A 17,521-nucleotide genomic window follows, 5' to 3' on the forward strand; every position below is an offset into this window, starting at 1 on the left:
TGATTAAAAATCCCTTGGTTTTCCACGCTATTTAAAGGATCTAATTACTACACGTTCAAATTACTGCACGCTGGTGAAGATATCTCTGAACTTATCCAGCCATGCCTTCTTGTTCTTGTTTACTACTTCCTCATCATCAGTAATGGACTTAATCTCAGCCTTTGGCAGGAGACCTACAGGTGCATCTACGTCATCGCGAACACTACGACGATGCAGCTTCTGAGTAATCAGAGTCTGAGCCTTCTTGCTGGTAATGAAATCGATGAACTTCTTAGCGTTTTCCATGTGCTTAGCATTCTTGATGATATAGATACCATCTGGCTTGGAAATAACGCCTTCCTTCATGTATACCAGCTTAACAGGTGCACCGTCAGCAACATATTTTGCGCCACCTTCTTCGAAGGTAAGACCTACAGCATATTCACCGTCAGCAACGCCTTTGTATACAGCAGAAGAACCGGACAGCAGCTTGCCATCGAGATTCTTGGACAGCTTAGTTACATAATCCCAACCATTGTCAGGGTTACCATTGCCCATAGCATAGAGCATGTTAATCAGATGCTCATAGGAAGAAGAAGATTTAGATGGATCAGCAAAAGCGATTCTACCCTTGAGAGCAGGATTCAACAAATCCTCATAACCTTCTACCTTAACATCACCAATCAGGTTAGTGTTAATCATGATAACACTTGGAATATCGGTGAAGCGGGTAATGGAGCCTTCCACATTCTTGAAATCCTTCTGAATATGGTCTTCATTAATGGAACGATATTCCTCAAAGAGTGCAGCCTTAGGCTTTACAGTGGAAAGGGAACCACCCCAGAAGATATCGGCCAATGGGTTTGCTTTTTCCGATTCCACACGTTTCAAAAGCTCACCAGTACCAGCGGCTACTACCTCAACCTTTACGCCGCTTTCCTTCTCAAACTCCTCTACCAATGGATTGATAAAGGCCAGTGGATGCGGACAATAAATTACGACTTTGTTCTCGTCGTTACCTGCAGGCTTAGCCGCATCCTTGTCACCGCCACCGCCGCAACCAGCGAGACCGACGGTGAGCATTGCCGCACCTAAAAGTCCGGCAATAAGTTTTTTCAGCTTCATAACGAAACCTCCTTAAAAAAAGTTATAGTACTATAACGCCTAAGGCGTTTATAACGTAACATCCCGGCGACCGGATACCTTGAAGAAGATAACCATGGCCGTGATGGTCGTTACCGTAAGGATAGTAGACAGAGCCGCTGCAGTGCCGTAGCTGGCACGAATAACCTCGGTATAAATGGCAACCGACATGGTTTTAGTGGCTCCAGTAAAGAGGATAACCGAAGAACTCAATTCGTTGATAGCCGTAATCCAGGAAATAATAGCTCCACTCATTACACCTGGCAACATCATAACTGCCGTAACCTTGAAGAAGGTTTTAAGAGGTGAAGCTCCCAAGCTAATGGATGCCTCCTCCAGACTCGGACTCAGCTGATAAAGAATAGCTGAACTGGAACGGAGAGTGTATGGCAAACGGCGGATAACCAGTGAAATGATGATAATAAGCGCCGTGCCGGACAGAAGCATAGGGTCATCATTGAAGGCCAAAAGCAGGGTAATACCAAGTACAGAGCCTGGAATGATATAAGGGAACATAGTCAAGGTATCAATGATATCAGTCAGCCAGCTCTTCTTGCGGGTTGTCAGATATGCCACCGTCATGCCCAGGAACACAATTACAGCCATGGCTGCGGTACTAAAAATGTAAGTGTTACTGATAGCTGTTCCCAAGGAACCAAATATCGTGCGGTAGCTGTCCAAGGAATAACCATCCACGAAAATGGCACCGTTAGTTTTAAGGAAAGAAGTGTAGATAACTACCAGCTGAGGAATCATGGATAAAGCCACCAGCAGATAGATACACAGATGCATAACCACATTCTTGATACCCTTCATCTCTCCCACTGGCAAAGGCCGCAGGGAACTCATGGTGAAGGATTTCTTATTTACTACATATTTCTGCAGCATAAAGATGGTGGATGTAATCAATACCATAATAGCAGCCATAGCCGCTGCAAAATTGGCCTGATCGCCAACCTCGTTGATGAACTCAGAATAAATCATAACCGGCATAACATTGAAGCCTTCACCAATCAACATTGGTGTACCAAAGTCTGCCATAGCATTCATAAATACCATTAAGGCTCCAGCAAGGATGGTTGGTGTAATCAGTGGCAACATAATGGTAACCACTTTTTTGATACCGCTGCATCCCAAGCTCTCTGCTGCTTCAATCAAGGCTGAGTCAATATTTTTCATGGCTCCGGCCACATAGAGGTAGATGAACGGATATAGTTTCAAGGTCAGAACCAGCAATATCCCGGCAAAACCGTAGATAGACGGGAATTCTATACCCATACCAGCCAGCCACTGGGTCAAAATACCGCTGCGACCACCAATCAAAATCCAGGAGTAAGCACCGATAAATGGTGGTGAAAGCAAAGAAATGATAATGCAAATTTCCACAATTCCCTTGCCCCGGACCTTGAACAGAGTCATAAAATAAGCCAAGGCCGTGCCCACAACTACCGCCAGCACCGTCACACAGGCGGTAACGCTGAAGCTGTTAATCATGGACTGGTAGTAATACTTCCTTTCAAAGAAGTGGGTGAAGTTCTCCATGGTGAATGCCCCGGTAGTGGCATCCTGAAATGCACTGAGGAACAGGGAGAACAGCGGATAAATCAGAAACAGTCCAAAGATAACTATGGAAAGCAGGGTTATCCATGCCCAGAAGTCCCATTGGAATTTCTTATTCATTTTCCACCACACCTTCCATCAGGCTCTTGCTGCCATCTGCACGGAATACATTAATCTTGGCGGCATTAGGCTTCAGATATACCGTATCTCCGATTTCCAAAACCTTTTCTGCATGTCCCAAATCCTGGCTATACTCAATAGCAGGCTGGTCAGGAACCAGCATATCATCTGGAAAATCAAGTCCATAAGTAATATATTTGCCCAGGAAAACCTTGGTTTTAATTTTACACTTAATACCCTGACCTTCTCCACAGATGGAAAATTCTTCCGGACGTACTGCAATGGTAACATCATCACCGATTTTTCCCTCTTCCCCAATGGTACTCATTGGAAGGACGAAGCCATCTGCAAAAACTACTGCTTTGCCGCCGTTAGCTTCCTCAATGCGTCCCTTAAAGAGATTGGAATGACCGATAAAGGTTGCTACAAACACGTTGTATGGACGGGTATATATAGTATGTGGTGTGCCCGTCTGTTGAATAACACCCTTCTTCATAACAGCGATTCTATCAGAAATTGCCAGAGCTTCTTCCTGGTCATGGGTTACATAAACAGTGGTAATGCCAACCTGTTTCTGTACCTCCCGGATAGCCGAGCGCATCTCCACACGCAGCTTGGCATCCAGATTGGACAGAGGCTCATCCATCAGCAGTACACTTGGATGAATAACGATGGCACGAGCAAGTGCCACACGCTGTTGCTGACCGCCGGACAGTCGCTCTGGAAGTCTGTCCTGATACTCCGTAATCTGTACCACATCGAGAATCTTGTCCACCTTGGTCTTCATCTCATCCTTTGGCATATTGCGAAGCTTTAAACCGTATTCCACATTTTCCCGCACAGTGAGATGTGGGAATATTGCATAGCTTTGGAATACCATACCAATATTTCTCTTATGGGCCGGAATATCATTAATTACCTGATCATTAAAGCGAATCTGGCCACCCTCAATACTATTAAATCCTGCAATCATACGCAAAAGCGTAGTCTTGCCACAGCCCGAAGGCCCCAACAAGGTGAAGAACTCCCCGTTTTTAATGTTCTGGGTCAGCTGGGGTATAATTGTCAGATCCCCATAACGCTTAACCACTTTATCTGCCGTGATGGCAACACTCATTGCCCTCTCCTCCATTCGTATTATCTATTATTTGATATCTTTATACATATTTTATAGTCAACAATAATAGTAAACAAGCCAAAATATTATACAATTGTCAGAAAAATTGAACTTTGTATGAAAATTTAGTAAACTTCGACTTTTTTTGCAACAAAAAAACACGACTGAAAAGCAATACTAACCTTCTCAGTCGTGTCTTATCTGCTAGGATATACTAATTTAGTTATTTCGTTGGCCATGTTTTGTAAGCTGACCTGTCGTTCCACAGCCCCCATATTAAAGGCTGCCTTAGGCATACCATATACAACACAGGAGGCCTCATCCTGTCCCAAGGTACGGGCACCGGCCTGGCGCATCTCCAATAGCTTGGCTGCTCCATCAACACCCATCCCAGTGAGAATAACCCCCACCGCTTTATTACCAATAACTTTGGCAACAGATTCAAAAAGCACATCTGCCGATGATAATACACCGTGAATACGTTCACCAGCTTTGCAGTGAATACAGATAGATCCCGGAGAACCGGTAATGGACATATGCTTGTCACCAGGAGCTATATAAATTGTATTTGGCTTGGCGTATTCACCTTCCACCGCTTCCTTTACTGTCAGCTCACACTCCCTGTCCAAACGGGCAGCAAAAAGCTTGGAAAAGGTAGCACTAATATGCTGCACCACCATAACAGGTGGCAGAGGTGGCTTCAGCTTTGACAAAATTTCAGACAATGCCTCCGTACCGCCAGTAGATGACCCTATAGCTATAAGGCTGCACCAAGACGTTGAGGGAGCTGAGGTGTATGATTCTTTTTTCTCGAATACTTTAGCTGCAAACAAGAAATCACATCCTTAAAATTACCTGCAAAAATAATTGAATCAAACATCATTTCTCTCGCAGGGAGCCTAACTGCATAATGGTCTCCTCTATCTTTTCTCTATTGGTGTTTTCCTTGGAGAAAATGAGATTTAAAATGCCAAGAAGCCTTTCACCATCCTGATGAATAGTATCCATATACTCGCTGATATCCTCATGTCGAACAGCGGCTTCCCTGGCTGCCTTGGACTGTTTTATGATATTAAGCAAGGGCCCACGGGCAACATCATTTAATTGCTGTCCCATGGCCTCTACAATTTTTCGTTCTTCTTCGTAAAGATTTTCCTCTGATTGGTGCTGCTTATCCATGCTCTTAAAAGCCATAACCAGCTCATCATTGGAATCCAACACCTTCAAAACCTCACACTGACCATAATGTATCTCATCATCAGTAAAGGTCCGATAATTAAAACTATAGGACATTTGACGCGAAAATATTTTCCTCAGATTTGAAATGGTAAGTATTGGTTCAAATACCCTTTGGTCATCCTGATAAACCACATTACGCACAAATTTGTAGATATGGTTTTCGTAATCACCACAACCAAACTGGTCACCAAACTTATTCCGCACAAATCGCGCCATTCGATAGCTGCGTACCTGTCCCGTAGAGAGGTTAACATAGTACACCCCTTGATAGCTGTAGCATAAAGCATCAATAATCTTATAACTGAGCTCCATTTCTGAACGGAGCTTCACTGTATTTGGATTATTGTCCTTATCCATGGTATACCACCCCTTTATACTACACTACCTTTAATTATACAAAACTATTAATGTAAGTACAATATATAATTCAAGGGGGGCACAGGCTAATAATTATAAACGTACATTAATTAGCTATTTACAACCAAAACTTTATCTGGGACTATAGTCTTATTTTTTCTGTCATAATGTCCAATACCAAGAAATTCATTCTGGGCATAAACCCTAAGAATTATTTTGTCCTGATAACAAGGACCACCATCAAAGCTTCTGTCATCAGAGGAAAGGCCATTACAAAAAGCGTTTCTGCGCTTAGGATTAATGTTATAGCGCCTAATGTGGCCAATATATTCCTCAGGATTAAGTAACACACCCTCTCCCAGCTCCTTAAGCTCTTCTACAGATACTGCCTCAGAAAGCTGGAATTTCCCTACTGCTGTCCGTACCAAAAAAGACATTGTTGATGGTATTCCCAAGGCCTGCCCCATGTCCTGACACAGGGAGCGGATATAGGTCCCCTTGGAGCAATCTACATCAAAAAGCAATGTTCTTTTTTTATCATCCTTTTCAAGAAGGCGCAGACTATGAATCTCCACTCGTCTTGACGGAATATCTACCTTAATTCCCTGACGGAGCAAATCACAGGCCCGACGGCCATTTATCTTTATAGCGGAATGAGCTGGAGGCACCTGAACAATATTCCCGGTGAAATCCCTAAATACACTTTCCACCTTCTGTATGTCTGGCATCTCAAAATCTTCTGCCCATTCTGTCACCTTGCCCGTATCATCGCCGCTATCGGTTTCCACACCTAAGAGCATTTCTGCTCTATAGGACTTGCTTACGTTATCAAGGTATTCTATCAAACGGGCAGCTTTGCCTACTGCTATAGGCAATACCCCAGCTGCTCCGGGATCAAGGGTACCCGCATGGCCCACATGCTTTTCATGGAGCACACGGCGTACCAATCCCACAGCATCATGTGATGTCATTCCTGGTGGTTTAAGGAAATTAATAAAACCTTCCATTCGTTGCAACATCCTTATTCTGCCAATGATTCTTCAATTACCTTTAAAATATCAGTCTTGGCCTGACTAAATGACTTTTCAATAGTGCAGCCGGCTGCCCTTATATGGCCGCCACCTCCAAGGGATTCTGCTATTTTTGCCACGTCAGTTTTCTTGGAACGCATGCTTACACGACAAACCTCAGGCTCCACGGCCTTTAAAAGTATTGCCACATCCACACCGTCAATTACCCTTACCTGATCAATGAACCCCTCAGTGGTATCTAAGGATTCTGTCAGCTCATGGTCAAGGAACAATCCAGCCACTCTTCCATCAGCATGAAGCTCAATGGTCTGCAGTGCCTTTGCCATGCCCTGTACCACATCAAAATTCTTGGTTTCAATAGCCTCAGAAATTTTTTCAGGTCTGATGCCGGTTTCCATCAGCTCCGCTGCTGCCCTCATGGTGTGAGGAGTGGTATTGGAATATCTGAAGTAGCCGGAATCCGTGGCCAAACCCGTATAAATAGAGGTGGCAGAGTTTATATCAAACTCTACCCCCATTTCCTTGCCCAATTCATAAATAATCTCACAAGTAGCGGCACGCTTGGCATCAAGGTAGAGAAAATCTGCCTTTTCGTCATTAGTACGGTGATGATCAATATTTAATCTTGGAGCCTTACACTTTTCAATTACACTGCCAACCCTATCCAGACTGGCATCCAGAATAACCAGATAATCGGCCTCATAGCTTTCATTTTCTGGCTTCTCAATAGTATCTATGCCCGGAAGGACACTGAGGAACTTAGGCAGGTCATCATCAATAAGAACCCTTACCTTCTTCCCCAGCTTTTCCAGCATAAATTTTAACCCCATACAGGAGCCGATGGCATCACCATCTGGATTGACATGGGCTGTCAATATCAGGCTGTTGGCTGCCATCAGTTTGTCTGCTGTTTCCTTTAAAGATATTATCATAGCATTATCCCTGCTCCTGCTCTTTTTCAATCTGCAAGAGCAGCTTCTGAATATGGTCACTATAATCCAATGATTTGTCCAGAACAAATTTAAGTTCAGGAGTTACCCGCAATCTGATGCGATGCCCCACCTCACGGCGGATAAAGCCCAGAGAGCTGTTTAAACCATTCCATGTATCCTCTATCTGCTTATCGTTGCCCATGATGCTGACAAATACCTTGGCAATGCTAAGGTCTCTTGTAACCTCCACCTGGGTAACAGTAACAAAGCCGATACGTGGATCCTTCAGCTCCTGCAGAATAATCTGGGAGATTTCCTGCTTCATGAGCTCCTGAATCTTTTCAATACGAAGCTGGCTCATATAAAACTTGCCCTCCTCTATTAGTCCTTGTTCACATCATTGATGTTGGTCTCAATTTCTTCCATGGTGTAGGCCTCAATAATATCGCCTTCACGGAAGTCGCTGTAATCCTTAATAGTGATACCGCACTCATAGCCGGCAGCCACTTCCTTAACTGCATCCTTGAAACGGCGCAGATCTTCCAGCTCACCATCGAATACCTCAATGTTGTCACGGACAATACGAATCTTGGACTTGTTGGTAATCTTACCCTCAAGCACATAAGAGCCGGCTACCTTCAAGGTCTTATTAAATACCATTACCTGACGGATTTCTACCTGGCCCTGGATAACTTCCTTGAACTTAGGAGCCAGCATACCAGACATAGCGTCCTTAACATCGTTAAGTGCATCATAGATTACGCGGTAGGTGCGAATATCAATATCCTCGCCTTCAGCAATGCGACGGGCATTGGCATCAGGGCGGACATTAAAGGCGATAATGAGGGCGTTGGAAGCTGAAGCCAGCATAACATCAGACTCATTAACTGCACCTACGCCGGAATGGATAATATTTACGCGAACCTCATCGTTCTTGTTAAGGCTCAGCAAGGAGCTGTTAAGTGCCTCAACGGAGCCCTGAACATCAGCCTTAACCAAAATATTAAGATCCTTCAGCTGACCCTCCTGAATCTGATTGAACAGATCATCAAGAGACACCTTTCTCTTACTAATAAGCTCAGTACGATGCTTTTCAATACGCTTCTCAGCAATAGTACGGCAGAGCTTTTCTTCCAATACAGCCAGCTCATCACCAGCGGATGGAACATCATTAAAACCAAGCACCTCAACTGGAACGGAAGGACCAGCCTTCTTAACATTCTCACCGCGGTCGTTAACCATGGCGCGGACCTTACCATAGCAGGTGCCGGCAATAATGGAATCACCGATATGAAGGGTACCATTCTGTACCAGTACAGTTGCTACAGGACCACGGCCCTTGTCCAGCTGTGCCTCGATGATAATACCACGGGCATCGCGTTTAGGGTTGGCCTTCAGCTCCTGAATTTCTGCAACCAGCAGAATCATCTCCAGCAGCCCATCAATGTTCATGCGCTTCTTGGCAGATACCTCAACCATAATGGTATCTCCGCCGTAATCCTCGGAAACAAGGCCATGCTCCATGAGCTCGTTCTTGACGCGCATTGGATCAGCACCTGGCTTATCAATCTTGTTGATAGCAACGATAATTGGCACCTCAGCGGACTTGGCATGGTTAATAGCCTCAATGGTCTGAGGCATAACGCCGTCATCGGCTGCAACTACCAGAATAGCAATATCAGTAACCTGGGCACCACGGGCACGCATAGCAGTAAATGCCTCATGGCCTGGGGTATCCAAAAATACGATTTTCTTGCCCTGGCACATAACCTGATATGCACCGATATGCTGGGTAATACCGCCGGCCTCAGTAGAAGTAACAGCGGAGCTACGGATGCAATCCAACAGGGATGTCTTACCATGGTCAACGTGTCCCATTACAGTAACAACTGGTGGACGGAGCACAAGGCTCTTTGGATCATCCTCAATTTCAGGAATCTCAGTAAGATCAACCTCTGGTGGAAGCTCCTCTACATTTACGCCGAATTCGGCAGCCACCAAAGTAGCTGTATCAAAATCAATATCCTGATTAATGGTAGCCATAACCCCCATCAGCATAAGCTTCTTGATGATATCAGCGGCAGTACAGCTAATCTTGCTGGCGAGATCCTTTACAACAATGGTCTCTCCTACCTTGATATTCTTAGGACGGGCAATCTCCATCTTAGGAGCTGGCTGCTGATTCTTGTTGTTGCGGTTGTTCTTGTTACCACGGAAATTCTTGCCATTGCGGTTGTTGTTATTGTTAAAGCCGCCGCCATTCTTAAAGTTGTTATTTCTGTTGTTCTTGTTGCGATCCTTACCATTGCGGATATGATCATTATGCTCCATACGGTCATTACGCTCCATACGATTATTTCTTTCATTTCTGTTGCGGTCATTGCGATCATTACGATCATTACGGCCGCCCTCATTCATTACAGGCATCGGCTTGCTCATATGGCCGCCAGACTTCCTGCCTTGCTGTGGACGGTTATCATAGCCGCCCTCATTACGGTTACGCTCAAAGCCACCCTGTCCACCGTTATTCTTGCGCTCACCGTTGTTGCGGTTGCGGTCAAAATTGCGGTTGTTGTGGCTACCGTTATTGTTTACTGGACGTGGAGCACTGAAACCGCTGTTTTTCTTGGCTGGAGCCTCGCCATGCTTGGAGTCATGGGACTTTTTCTGCTCTGGCTTATGCTCAGCTCTTTGCTCCGGCTTATGTTCATGCTTCTGTTCAGGAGTCTTTGCCTTTTCCGCCTGCTGTGGCTTCTTTGGTGCTTCAGGCTTCTTAGGCGCTTCAGCCTTTTTAGGAGCCTCGGTCTTTTTAGGAGCCTCAGTCTTTTTCGCTGTAGAAGCCCCCTTTAACGCATCAAGCACCAGCTTCTTTTCACTGTCACTGATGGAACTGGAATGTTTTTTTCCGGCAATGTTATTTCGCTCTAATATCTCAATAATCTTCTTGTTTTCTGTATTTATTTCTTTTGCAAATTCATGTATTCTCATCAATCCACCCCCGAATGACTATCTGTCTTCAAAGAGTTTGGATAAAGCATCTGCAAAGCCCTTATCCATTATGGCAGCCACCGCCCGGAAATCCTTTCCTATACAGTGGCCAAGTTCTTCTCTGTCAAATAGATAATATACGTTTATTTCTGCATCATCCGCCATACGCTGATAATTTTTCTTCGTTTCCTCAGAGGCATCCTCCGCCACAATCATCAGCAAGGCTTTTCGTCCTTGTACTGCCTTCGTTACGGCAAAATCACCGGAAACCACTTTATTGGCCCGCTGTGCCATACTAAGCAAATTCAATATTTTCGTCTTATTCATAATTTATTTAAAAAGCTGCTCACTCAGCTCATCAAAAATGTTTTTATCTACCGTACACTTAAATGAACGGTCAAAACGATGTTCCTTTACGGCCTTGTCAAAGCATTCTTTATTATTGCAGATATATGCTCCCCGGCCTGCCTTCTTTCCGGTAAGGTCCACGGAAAAATCCCCCTCCGGGCTGCGTACAATACGTACCAGCTCCTTCTTGGGATGCTGCTCCTGACAGCCTATGCAAAGTCTGGTTGGAATTTTCTTTACTGTTGCCATATCTGTCACCCTTACTTTTCTTACTCTTCTTCAGATTCAAACTCATCATCAGCGAAAACATCAAGGTTAAGCTCCTCAGTGCTTTCCTCATCATCAAAGCCGAATTCCTCCGCCTGGGATTCACTCTTAATATCGATTTTCCAGCCAGTAAGCTTAGCTGCAAGGCGGGCGTTCTGTCCTTCCTTGCCGATAGCCAGGGAAAGCTGGTAATCAGGAACGATTACGCGGGAGAGCTTTTCCTCCTCGTTGATAGCTACAGATACAACCTTTGCAGGACTAAGGGCATTGGCTATCAGCTGTACTGGATCTTCACTCCACTTAACAATATCGATTTTTTCGTTTCTCAGTTCTTCGACGATGGACTGAACGCGAGTTCCGCGAGGACCTACGCAGGAGCCTACAGCATCGATATTTTCGTCTGCTGCATAAACCGCAATCTTGGAACGCATACCAGGCTCACGGGCAACTGATTTAATCTCCACATCACCGCTCTGAATTTCAGGAACCTCCAGCTCAAAGAGGCGCTTCAGAAGGCCTGGATGAGTACGGGATACCAAAACCTGTGGTCCCTTGTTGGTATTCTTAACCTCGATGATAAGAGCCTTAATACGGTCATTAGGAGCATAAACCTCATGTGGAATCTGCTCGCTGGCTCCGAGAATTGCCTCAGTTTTACCAAGATCAATATATACATTCTTATTTTCTACACGCTGTACCACGCCAGTAATAATATCATTGGCACGGTTTACATATTCACTGAAGATAATACCTCTCTCAGCCTCGCGAATAGCCTGTACAACTACCTGCTTTGCATTCTGTGCCGCAATACGTCCGAAGTTTGCAGGAGTAACCTCCTCCTCCAGAGTATCACCTACAGCATAATCTGCTGACTTCTGCTGAGCCATGCCCAGGGAAATCTGAGTAACAGGATTTTCAACCTCATCCACTACTTCTTTAATTGCATATACATGATATTCGCCAGTCTGACGGTCAAGACTTACACGGCAGTTAGCCTCGTTATTGTAGTTCTTCTTGTAGGCAGAAGCCAATGCCTTGTCAATTGCATCAAACAGGATTTCCGGCGCAATGCCCTTTTCCTTTCCTAAAACCTCAACTGCCTCCATAAAGCCTGTATCAGCCACTGCTGCAGACTTGCTCTTCTTCAATTTGGTAGCCACTAAAAAACCTCCTAAAAATCTATATGTAAACGAACCTGAGCAACATTGTCCATTGGAATTACCTGCTCGTCGATGGTCACATTATCTCCATCATAGCCGTTCAATACACCTACTAATACCTTGCTGCCATCCACTGCGGCATACAAGCTGACATCAACCTTTTTGCCCTGTTCCCGTCTGAAATCCTTTTCCTTCTTCAGCTCACGGTCAAGGCCTGGAGACGAAACCTCCAGCATATATGCACCCTTGATAACGTCCTTTTCATCAAGGATATCACCAAGACGACCACTTAATTCCTGGCAATCATCTAATTCAATGCCGCCTTCTTTATCAATAAACACTCTCAGATACCAGTCTTTTTCGCGGACGTATTCAACCGCCACAAGCTCAATATTGGTACCCTCAAGAAGCTCTTCAACAATTTTTTCCACAGTGTCTTCTATAAGTTTGCTCATACACGTTCCCCCTTTGCATATTCATTTTTTAATCTTAAACATAAGACAAAAGAGCGGGTTTGCACCCACTCTTTAATAATCAACTCACTATTTAAAGACATTTTAACACAGCCTAAGCCGTTTGTAAACCTATTCTACAGTATTTTTTGCTTTATTGCAAACCATTCTGTAAGCTTATGCTTAATTGCCAAAAGTGGTGAACGGAACATCATCTTTGGACCGCTGTACCTCATTATCATTCTTATGCGTTCCCGACGGTTAGGAGCATAGCAATGGGTATCGCAGGCACTGCAAAAGGTTTTCTCACCCATTCGGGGACAAACTGCCACCCTTTTTTTCACATAATCAAGAAGATCCTGACATTCATGGCAGAGATTCCCCCCATCCGTCTTATGGATATCATGGCAAAAAATGCCAATCATTTCAGTCACAGTTGCCAGTTCTTGTTCTCTTTTATGCTGTACCTTGTCCATAACTGCACCTCCCATGACTGAACTTTAAAAACTGTCGTACCTTATTTTACCCTAATTACAACAAGTTGTTTAGACATGGAAGGTAATTCTAACTAAAGTTTAATCTTTTAATCCGTTCTTAATTTTAAATATCCTTATTTGCCAGCGCCCAAAATTTCCCGGTCGTAATCCTTGTCATCAAAGATTCGTGGCCGTAGCTTATTAAAGCTGCGTGAGATTATACTCTTGGTTGGATCAAAATCAGCAGTATGAATATCCGCTATATCCAGCACAGTGTGAATCATATCATCCGTCATGTACGGATTCTGAATAGCCTCCCGAATGAGAGCCCACTTCTCCGGGTGATTCTGCTTAAACTTTTCAGAAGCCCACATAATAAGAGGCACTTCTATCATGTGACGGCTTGGATTTTCTTCAATATGGCCGTTGACACCGCCCTCGTCATATACCGCCTCACCATGGTCAGGAAGATATATTACGATAGTATCAGAATTCGTCTCACGGAATTTATCAATAATGCCGCTGACAATATAGTCATTATAGAACAGGGCATTGTCGTACTGGGCGATAACCTGCTTCTGGTCATCATTAAAGCCTGGTAATGTTATGCTGGTCTCATTGAATTTGGCAAATTCAAAAGGATAGCGATTATAATAGGCCAAATGAGCTCCCATCAGATGTACCACAAAGAAATTCTTGTTGCTGTCACCTATACCAGCGATGGCGTTATCAACCAACGGGAACAGCTCACCATCCACACGACCCTCGTCCTCCTTGGAATCACGAATCTGAGTATAGTGGCTGACATCACTATGGGCCGCATAAATCTGGGCAACATTACCCCAAATACCGGAGCTCTCCTGGTTAGATAGCCAATGAGTCTTGTAGCCCGCCGCATTCATAATATCGATTAAATTATTATAATCATACCATGGCTTATCGGATTCATGGTCACAGAAGGTAAATATCTTACTTAGAGAAGCCACTGTAGTTGAATGGGCACTGACCACATCCTTAAAGAAAACGATCTCCCCTTTTTTATACAGCTCATCAAGATTAGGGGTATTTTCCATTGGATAACCGTAGAGGTGCATGTGGTTACGATTGGTAGACTCACCTAAAATAAACACGATATTAGTAATATGCCCGTCATTTTTGGTAAGATGTATATCCACATCCAGCTTGGCCTGCAGCTCCTGATAAGCCACATGATTCTTCCATGCCGTGCTGGTGGCTCCCATAAGTCTTGTCAGCGGTGTAAGATTATCCCCACCGAACATTATTCCAGGGTAAGCAAAGCACATATATATGGCATAAGAGGAGGACACAACCACCACGATGCCGGCAATAACCTTCTGGGATATGGCGTCTGCCGCCAGCTTGTGCCATGGCTTATATTTTACCAAGCAATACATTACAGCTACTATGACAACAGCCAAAAGGCCGCCCTGAACCCCCACAAAGGTATTAAGGAACTCGGCAGATTCCTCAGGATTAGTCTCAAAAAGGGAATTGATAGTTCCTACGCCTGTCAAAGCACCATACTGATAAAGTACAAAGGCCTCAATGATGAAAGCGGCAAAAAGCAATGCCACCAAAATATAGCGTATGATTTTACTGGCCTTGGGTACAAACAGCCATCTTGTAATAAAAGTGGCAAGCAGTGCCATCAACAGTCCTGTAAAAGCCATGGACATAACCAGATCTGTCTTGCCCATCATGCCCCACTTAATAACCTGTGTAGAGCAGCTTAAAAGCCAGAAAAGCATAAACCAGCCAAAATCCTGACGCACCAAATCGGCCACACCTTGTAAAAATGTGGCTATCCTATTTGAAAAACAGTGATTTTCCACCTGTCGATCCTCCTCGTTATAATTGATCCATCATACGATGAGTCTGGGGAATAATTCGCACATCATTAAGGCTTTCCAGAGCCTGCTGCTGAAGCTCAAGCATCTGCTCTGGCCGTGCTGCCTCCACTCCATTTAGTGGAGTAACTGGCTGCAGGATAAGTAAAATATTCGGATCTACCCCAGCCACAAGGTCAACAGCCTTCTGATAATCATCCATGTTAATGTCACCGGATACCACCAGTTTTACATAAACATCCTTTTTCTTGGCAATTTCCAAAAAACGTCTATGCTCCTCCCAGTGTTCCTCTCCGGTGGCCTGGGGCAGCTTAATATCCATGCTGATAATATCCACCATATCAATAACCCGGGCCAATTTTTCAGGCAAGGTGCCATTGGTCTCCAGCATTACCTTGGTATTAACCATAGGCAAAAGCTCCTGAAGAAACGCCGTATGAAGCAATGGCTCACCACCTGTGAAGCTAATTGCCTGATGGGGCAGCTCCATCACAAAGCGGTTAATATATGCCGCCACCTCTGTTGGTTCCAAAGGATTTATGGCATCATGGAATTTGCGGGAACCGGGGAAAGTCTCCACTCCACAAAGAGGATGGGTGCCCGCCTGATTTTCTGTGTCACAGTATTTACAGTTTAAATTACAACCCTCAAAACGCACAAAGAGCTGGCGGCAACCAACATAACGCCCCTCACCCTGTACAGAGGAAAAAATTTCAATTAGATTAGCATTCATAACCTTATTTACCTTAATTTCCTTACTCCAATGAGTATATTACGGAAGATTTAGGAGATTCCCAAACCTGAATGTGCTTCAGCTTTACATTGTCATCAAAGAACTCCGCCTTGGCCATTTCCTCATAAATGTATTGGGCAAGATGCTCGGCAGTAGGATTGTGACCATCAGCAAAGGCTGGCAGCTCGTTTAAATACTGATGATCCAGAGTCTCCAGCAGATCACGCAGTCTGCCCTTAACCACCTTAAAATCCACCAGCATACCTAAATTATCCAGCTTTTTGCCAGTAACAGCTGCCTCTACGGTCCAGCTATGGCCATGTAGTCTGTCACATTTTCCATTGTAGCCAGCAACTCTGTGAGCTGCTTCAAACTCGGCACTTACATGAATTTCAAACATATTTGTATATCCTCCATCATAAATGGGAAACCCCTTCATTGCCAACGCATCTGAAGGGGTAAATTTCATCATTTGCGACCATCAATAAACTGGTCGTAGCTTACAGCCTGGGTATGCTTGGTATGTGCCCATTCGTGCTCGTTGCGGTGAATGAAGCCCAAGAATACGATTGGCAACCAGGAATAAATAAACACCTGATAAAGAGGTATATAAAGCCATGCCTTCCATTTGGCCCTCATTTTAATGAGGATTATCATTGGCAGCAAATACTGAATAATCGTAATGGCTGTCATAAGATGATTTGGCATGAAGGAATAAATACTGGTATAAATCTGCTGACCATAAAATACCTGAATATAGCCCATGAGAATAAAGAAGGCTGTAAACATCAGGAAATACGGCTGTATCAGATACAGACAGCCATCCAGAATAGGAATGCTGCGCTGCTTGATGCCCTCCTTCAACAGCTTAGGAATAAAACGATGTGCCACATCAAACTGGCCCTGGGCCCAACGCTTTCTCTGATACCAGGACTGCATAAAGGTAAGAGGCTTTTCATCATAAATAATGGCATCCACGGCCCAAGTGGTCTTAATTCCCTCCACCAAGGACTTCATGGTAAATTCCATATCCTCTACCAGACAGTTGGCACGCCAGCCGTGACGCTTCAATACCTCGGTGGTAATACACATACCAGTACCACCCAACACGGCAGACAGACCCAAATTGGTCTTGGCCTGATGAATGAGGTAATCAATAACCCAGAAGGAAAGGGCAAATGTGGCAGAAACCCAAGAATCGTAAGGATTCTTGGCATCCAAAAAGCCCTGAATAATCTTGGCACCCTTCATAAGGTGATGATTCATTTCAATGAGGAATCGCGGATGAACCAAATTATCTGCGTCAAAGATACAAACAGCATCATAAGGCTTTTCCATGTCCTTTTCCATATCAAAGAGCTTGGCAAACATCCAGTCAAGAGCATAACCCTTGGTCTTTCTTTCTGGATCAAAGCGCTCACAGACAATAGCACCGGCCTCACGGGAAACCTTGGCAGTATCATCTGTGCAGTTATCTGCAATTACATAAATATCATATAGCTCTTTAGGATAGTCCAGTTCCTGGAGATTCTTTACGAGATGACCAACTACTGCCTGCTCATTATGAGCCGCAATCAAACAGGCGAACTTCTTCTCCGGGGTTGTAATTTTCTTCTCTCTAAAAACCACCAGACCAAAAAAACCGATAATAAAGAAATAAATAGTGAAACAAAACAGAAAAATCTGTAGTGGAATCATTATTATATCAAGTGGATAAAACATTAACTACTTTCTCCTTTTTGACAACAACT

General features: G+C 44.2%; 18 protein-coding genes. All 18 read right to left on the reverse strand.

The window, feature by feature from the left end:
• Window positions 1-60: 60 nt before the first annotated feature.
• Entirely contained in the window at window positions 61-1,104 is a 1,044-nt protein-coding gene (locus T355_RS0101255; protein ID WP_027396156.1) for an ABC transporter substrate-binding protein, read from the reverse strand.
• Between the two features lie 48 nt (window positions 1,105-1,152).
• Window positions 1,153-2,802, reverse strand: coding sequence for an ABC transporter permease (locus tag T355_RS0101260; protein WP_027396157.1), 1,650 nt, complete (start codon window positions 2,800-2,802; stop codon window positions 1,153-1,155).
• Window positions 2,795-3,919 carry an ABC transporter ATP-binding protein gene (locus T355_RS0101265; protein ID WP_027396158.1) on the reverse strand — a complete coding sequence of 375 codons (1,125 nt, stop codon included), beginning with the start codon at window positions 3,917-3,919 and terminating at the stop codon, window positions 2,795-2,797. The genes T355_RS0101260 and T355_RS0101265 overlap by 8 nt, the downstream gene beginning before the upstream one ends.
• A 197-nt stretch (window positions 3,920-4,116) precedes the next feature.
• Window positions 4,117-4,752: a CheB methylesterase domain-containing protein gene (locus tag T355_RS13150; RefSeq protein ID WP_081777574.1), complete on the reverse strand. Its 636-nt coding sequence runs from the start codon at window positions 4,750-4,752 to the stop codon at window positions 4,117-4,119.
• Window positions 4,753-4,798: 46 nt separating this feature from the next.
• The gene (locus T355_RS0101275) at window positions 4,799-5,515 is read right to left on the reverse strand and encodes a hypothetical protein (RefSeq protein WP_027396159.1); all 717 of its coding nucleotides are present in this window, start codon (window positions 5,513-5,515) and stop codon (window positions 4,799-4,801) included.
• 110 nt (window positions 5,516-5,625) lie between these two features.
• Window positions 5,626-6,522, reverse strand: coding sequence for a tRNA pseudouridine(55) synthase TruB (gene truB, locus T355_RS0101280; protein WP_027396160.1), 897 nt, complete (start codon window positions 6,520-6,522; stop codon window positions 5,626-5,628).
• 14 nt (window positions 6,523-6,536) lie between these two features.
• Complete coding sequence (locus T355_RS0101285; protein ID WP_027396161.1) at window positions 6,537-7,478, reverse strand: DHH family phosphoesterase; 942 nt, start codon at window positions 7,476-7,478, stop codon at window positions 6,537-6,539.
• A gap of 4 nt (window positions 7,479-7,482) precedes the next feature.
• On the reverse strand, window positions 7,483-7,839 hold the full coding sequence (rbfA, locus tag T355_RS0101290; RefSeq protein WP_027396162.1) for a 30S ribosome-binding factor RbfA: 357 nt from the start codon (window positions 7,837-7,839) through the stop codon (window positions 7,483-7,485).
• 20 nt (window positions 7,840-7,859) lie between these two features.
• Complete coding sequence (infB, locus tag T355_RS13155) at window positions 7,860-10,466, reverse strand: translation initiation factor IF-2 (RefSeq protein WP_037329622.1); 2,607 nt, start codon at window positions 10,464-10,466, stop codon at window positions 7,860-7,862.
• Window positions 10,467-10,484: 18 nt separating this feature from the next.
• A complete protein-coding gene (locus tag T355_RS0101300; RefSeq protein ID WP_027396163.1) occupies window positions 10,485-10,793 on the reverse strand; it encodes a L7Ae/L30e/S12e/Gadd45 family ribosomal protein in 309 nt (102 codons plus the stop codon).
• A gap of 3 nt (window positions 10,794-10,796) precedes the next feature.
• On the reverse strand, window positions 10,797-11,063 hold the full coding sequence (rnpM, locus tag T355_RS0101305; RefSeq protein ID WP_027396164.1) for an RNase P modulator RnpM: 267 nt from the start codon (window positions 11,061-11,063) through the stop codon (window positions 10,797-10,799).
• A 20-nt stretch (window positions 11,064-11,083) separates the two neighbouring features.
• Complete coding sequence (gene nusA / locus T355_RS0101310; RefSeq protein ID WP_037329669.1) at window positions 11,084-12,187, reverse strand: transcription termination factor NusA; 1,104 nt, start codon at window positions 12,185-12,187, stop codon at window positions 11,084-11,086.
• A 65-nt stretch (window positions 12,188-12,252) separates the two neighbouring features.
• Window positions 12,253-12,696 (reverse strand): ribosome maturation factor RimP, encoded by a 444-nt coding sequence (gene rimP / locus T355_RS0101315; protein WP_027396166.1) that lies wholly within the window; start codon window positions 12,694-12,696, stop codon window positions 12,253-12,255.
• A 134-nt stretch (window positions 12,697-12,830) separates the two neighbouring features.
• Window positions 12,831-13,169 carry a nitrous oxide-stimulated promoter family protein gene (locus tag T355_RS0101320; RefSeq protein WP_037329623.1) on the reverse strand — a complete coding sequence of 113 codons (339 nt, stop codon included), beginning with the start codon at window positions 13,167-13,169 and terminating at the stop codon, window positions 12,831-12,833.
• 134 nt (window positions 13,170-13,303) lie between these two features.
• Window positions 13,304-15,022, reverse strand: coding sequence for a phosphoethanolamine transferase (locus tag T355_RS0101325; RefSeq protein ID WP_027396168.1), 1,719 nt, complete (start codon window positions 15,020-15,022; stop codon window positions 13,304-13,306).
• Window positions 15,023-15,038: 16 nt separating this feature from the next.
• Window positions 15,039-15,770, reverse strand: coding sequence for a 7-carboxy-7-deazaguanine synthase QueE (locus T355_RS0101330; protein WP_027396169.1), 732 nt, complete (start codon window positions 15,768-15,770; stop codon window positions 15,039-15,041).
• A gap of 22 nt (window positions 15,771-15,792) precedes the next feature.
• Window positions 15,793-16,170 (reverse strand): 6-carboxytetrahydropterin synthase QueD, encoded by a 378-nt coding sequence (queD, locus tag T355_RS0101335; RefSeq protein WP_027396170.1) that lies wholly within the window; start codon window positions 16,168-16,170, stop codon window positions 15,793-15,795.
• Window positions 16,171-16,238: 68 nt separating this feature from the next.
• Window positions 16,239-17,492 carry a glycosyltransferase family 2 protein gene (locus tag T355_RS0101340; protein ID WP_027396171.1) on the reverse strand — a complete coding sequence of 418 codons (1,254 nt, stop codon included), beginning with the start codon at window positions 17,490-17,492 and terminating at the stop codon, window positions 16,239-16,241.
• Window positions 17,493-17,521 lie beyond the last annotated feature (29 nt).

The organism is Anaerovibrio lipolyticus LB2005 (genome assembly GCF_000621545.1).
GTDB lineage: Bacteria > Bacillota > Negativicutes > Selenomonadales > Selenomonadaceae > Anaerovibrio > Anaerovibrio lipolyticus_A.

What these genes read in the sequence shown, in the direction of transcription:
- rimP (WP_027396166.1), bottom strand. Translation starts at nt 12,696, where the DNA reads ATGAGCAAACTTATAGAAGACACTGTGGAAAAAATTGTTGAAGAGCTT.
- T355_RS0101320 (WP_037329623.1), bottom strand. Translation starts at nt 13,169, where the DNA reads ATGGACAAGGTACAGCATAAAAGAGAACAAGAACTGGCAACTGTGACT.
- T355_RS0101285 (WP_027396161.1), bottom strand. Translation starts at nt 7,478, where the DNA reads ATGATAATATCTTTAAAGGAAACAGCAGACAAACTGATGGCAGCCAAC.
- truB (WP_027396160.1), bottom strand. Translation starts at nt 6,522, where the DNA reads ATGGAAGGTTTTATTAATTTCCTTAAACCACCAGGAATGACATCACAT.
- T355_RS0101275 (WP_027396159.1), bottom strand. Translation starts at nt 5,515, where the DNA reads ATGGATAAGGACAATAATCCAAATACAGTGAAGCTCCGTTCAGAAATG.
- T355_RS0101340 (WP_027396171.1), bottom strand. Translation starts at nt 17,492, where the DNA reads ATGTTTTATCCACTTGATATAATAATGATTCCACTACAGATTTTTCTG.
- queD (WP_027396170.1), bottom strand. Translation starts at nt 16,170, where the DNA reads ATGTTTGAAATTCATGTAAGTGCCGAGTTTGAAGCAGCTCACAGAGTT.
- T355_RS0101255 (WP_027396156.1), bottom strand. Translation starts at nt 1,104, where the DNA reads ATGAAGCTGAAAAAACTTATTGCCGGACTTTTAGGTGCGGCAATGCTC.
- T355_RS0101260 (WP_027396157.1), bottom strand. Translation starts at nt 2,802, where the DNA reads ATGAATAAGAAATTCCAATGGGACTTCTGGGCATGGATAACCCTGCTT.
- T355_RS0101300 (WP_027396163.1), bottom strand. Translation starts at nt 10,793, where the DNA reads ATGAATAAGACGAAAATATTGAATTTGCTTAGTATGGCACAGCGGGCC.
- T355_RS0101265 (WP_027396158.1), bottom strand. Translation starts at nt 3,919, where the DNA reads ATGAGTGTTGCCATCACGGCAGATAAAGTGGTTAAGCGTTATGGGGAT.
- rnpM (WP_027396164.1), bottom strand. Translation starts at nt 11,063, where the DNA reads ATGGCAACAGTAAAGAAAATTCCAACCAGACTTTGCATAGGCTGTCAG.
- infB (WP_037329622.1), bottom strand. Translation starts at nt 10,466, where the DNA reads ATGAGAATACATGAATTTGCAAAAGAAATAAATACAGAAAACAAGAAG.
- T355_RS0101330 (WP_027396169.1), bottom strand. Translation starts at nt 15,770, where the DNA reads ATGAATGCTAATCTAATTGAAATTTTTTCCTCTGTACAGGGTGAGGGG.
- nusA (WP_037329669.1), bottom strand. Translation starts at nt 12,187, where the DNA reads ATGGAGGCAGTTGAGGTTTTAGGAAAGGAAAAGGGCATTGCGCCGGAA.
- rbfA (WP_027396162.1), bottom strand. Translation starts at nt 7,839, where the DNA reads ATGAGCCAGCTTCGTATTGAAAAGATTCAGGAGCTCATGAAGCAGGAA.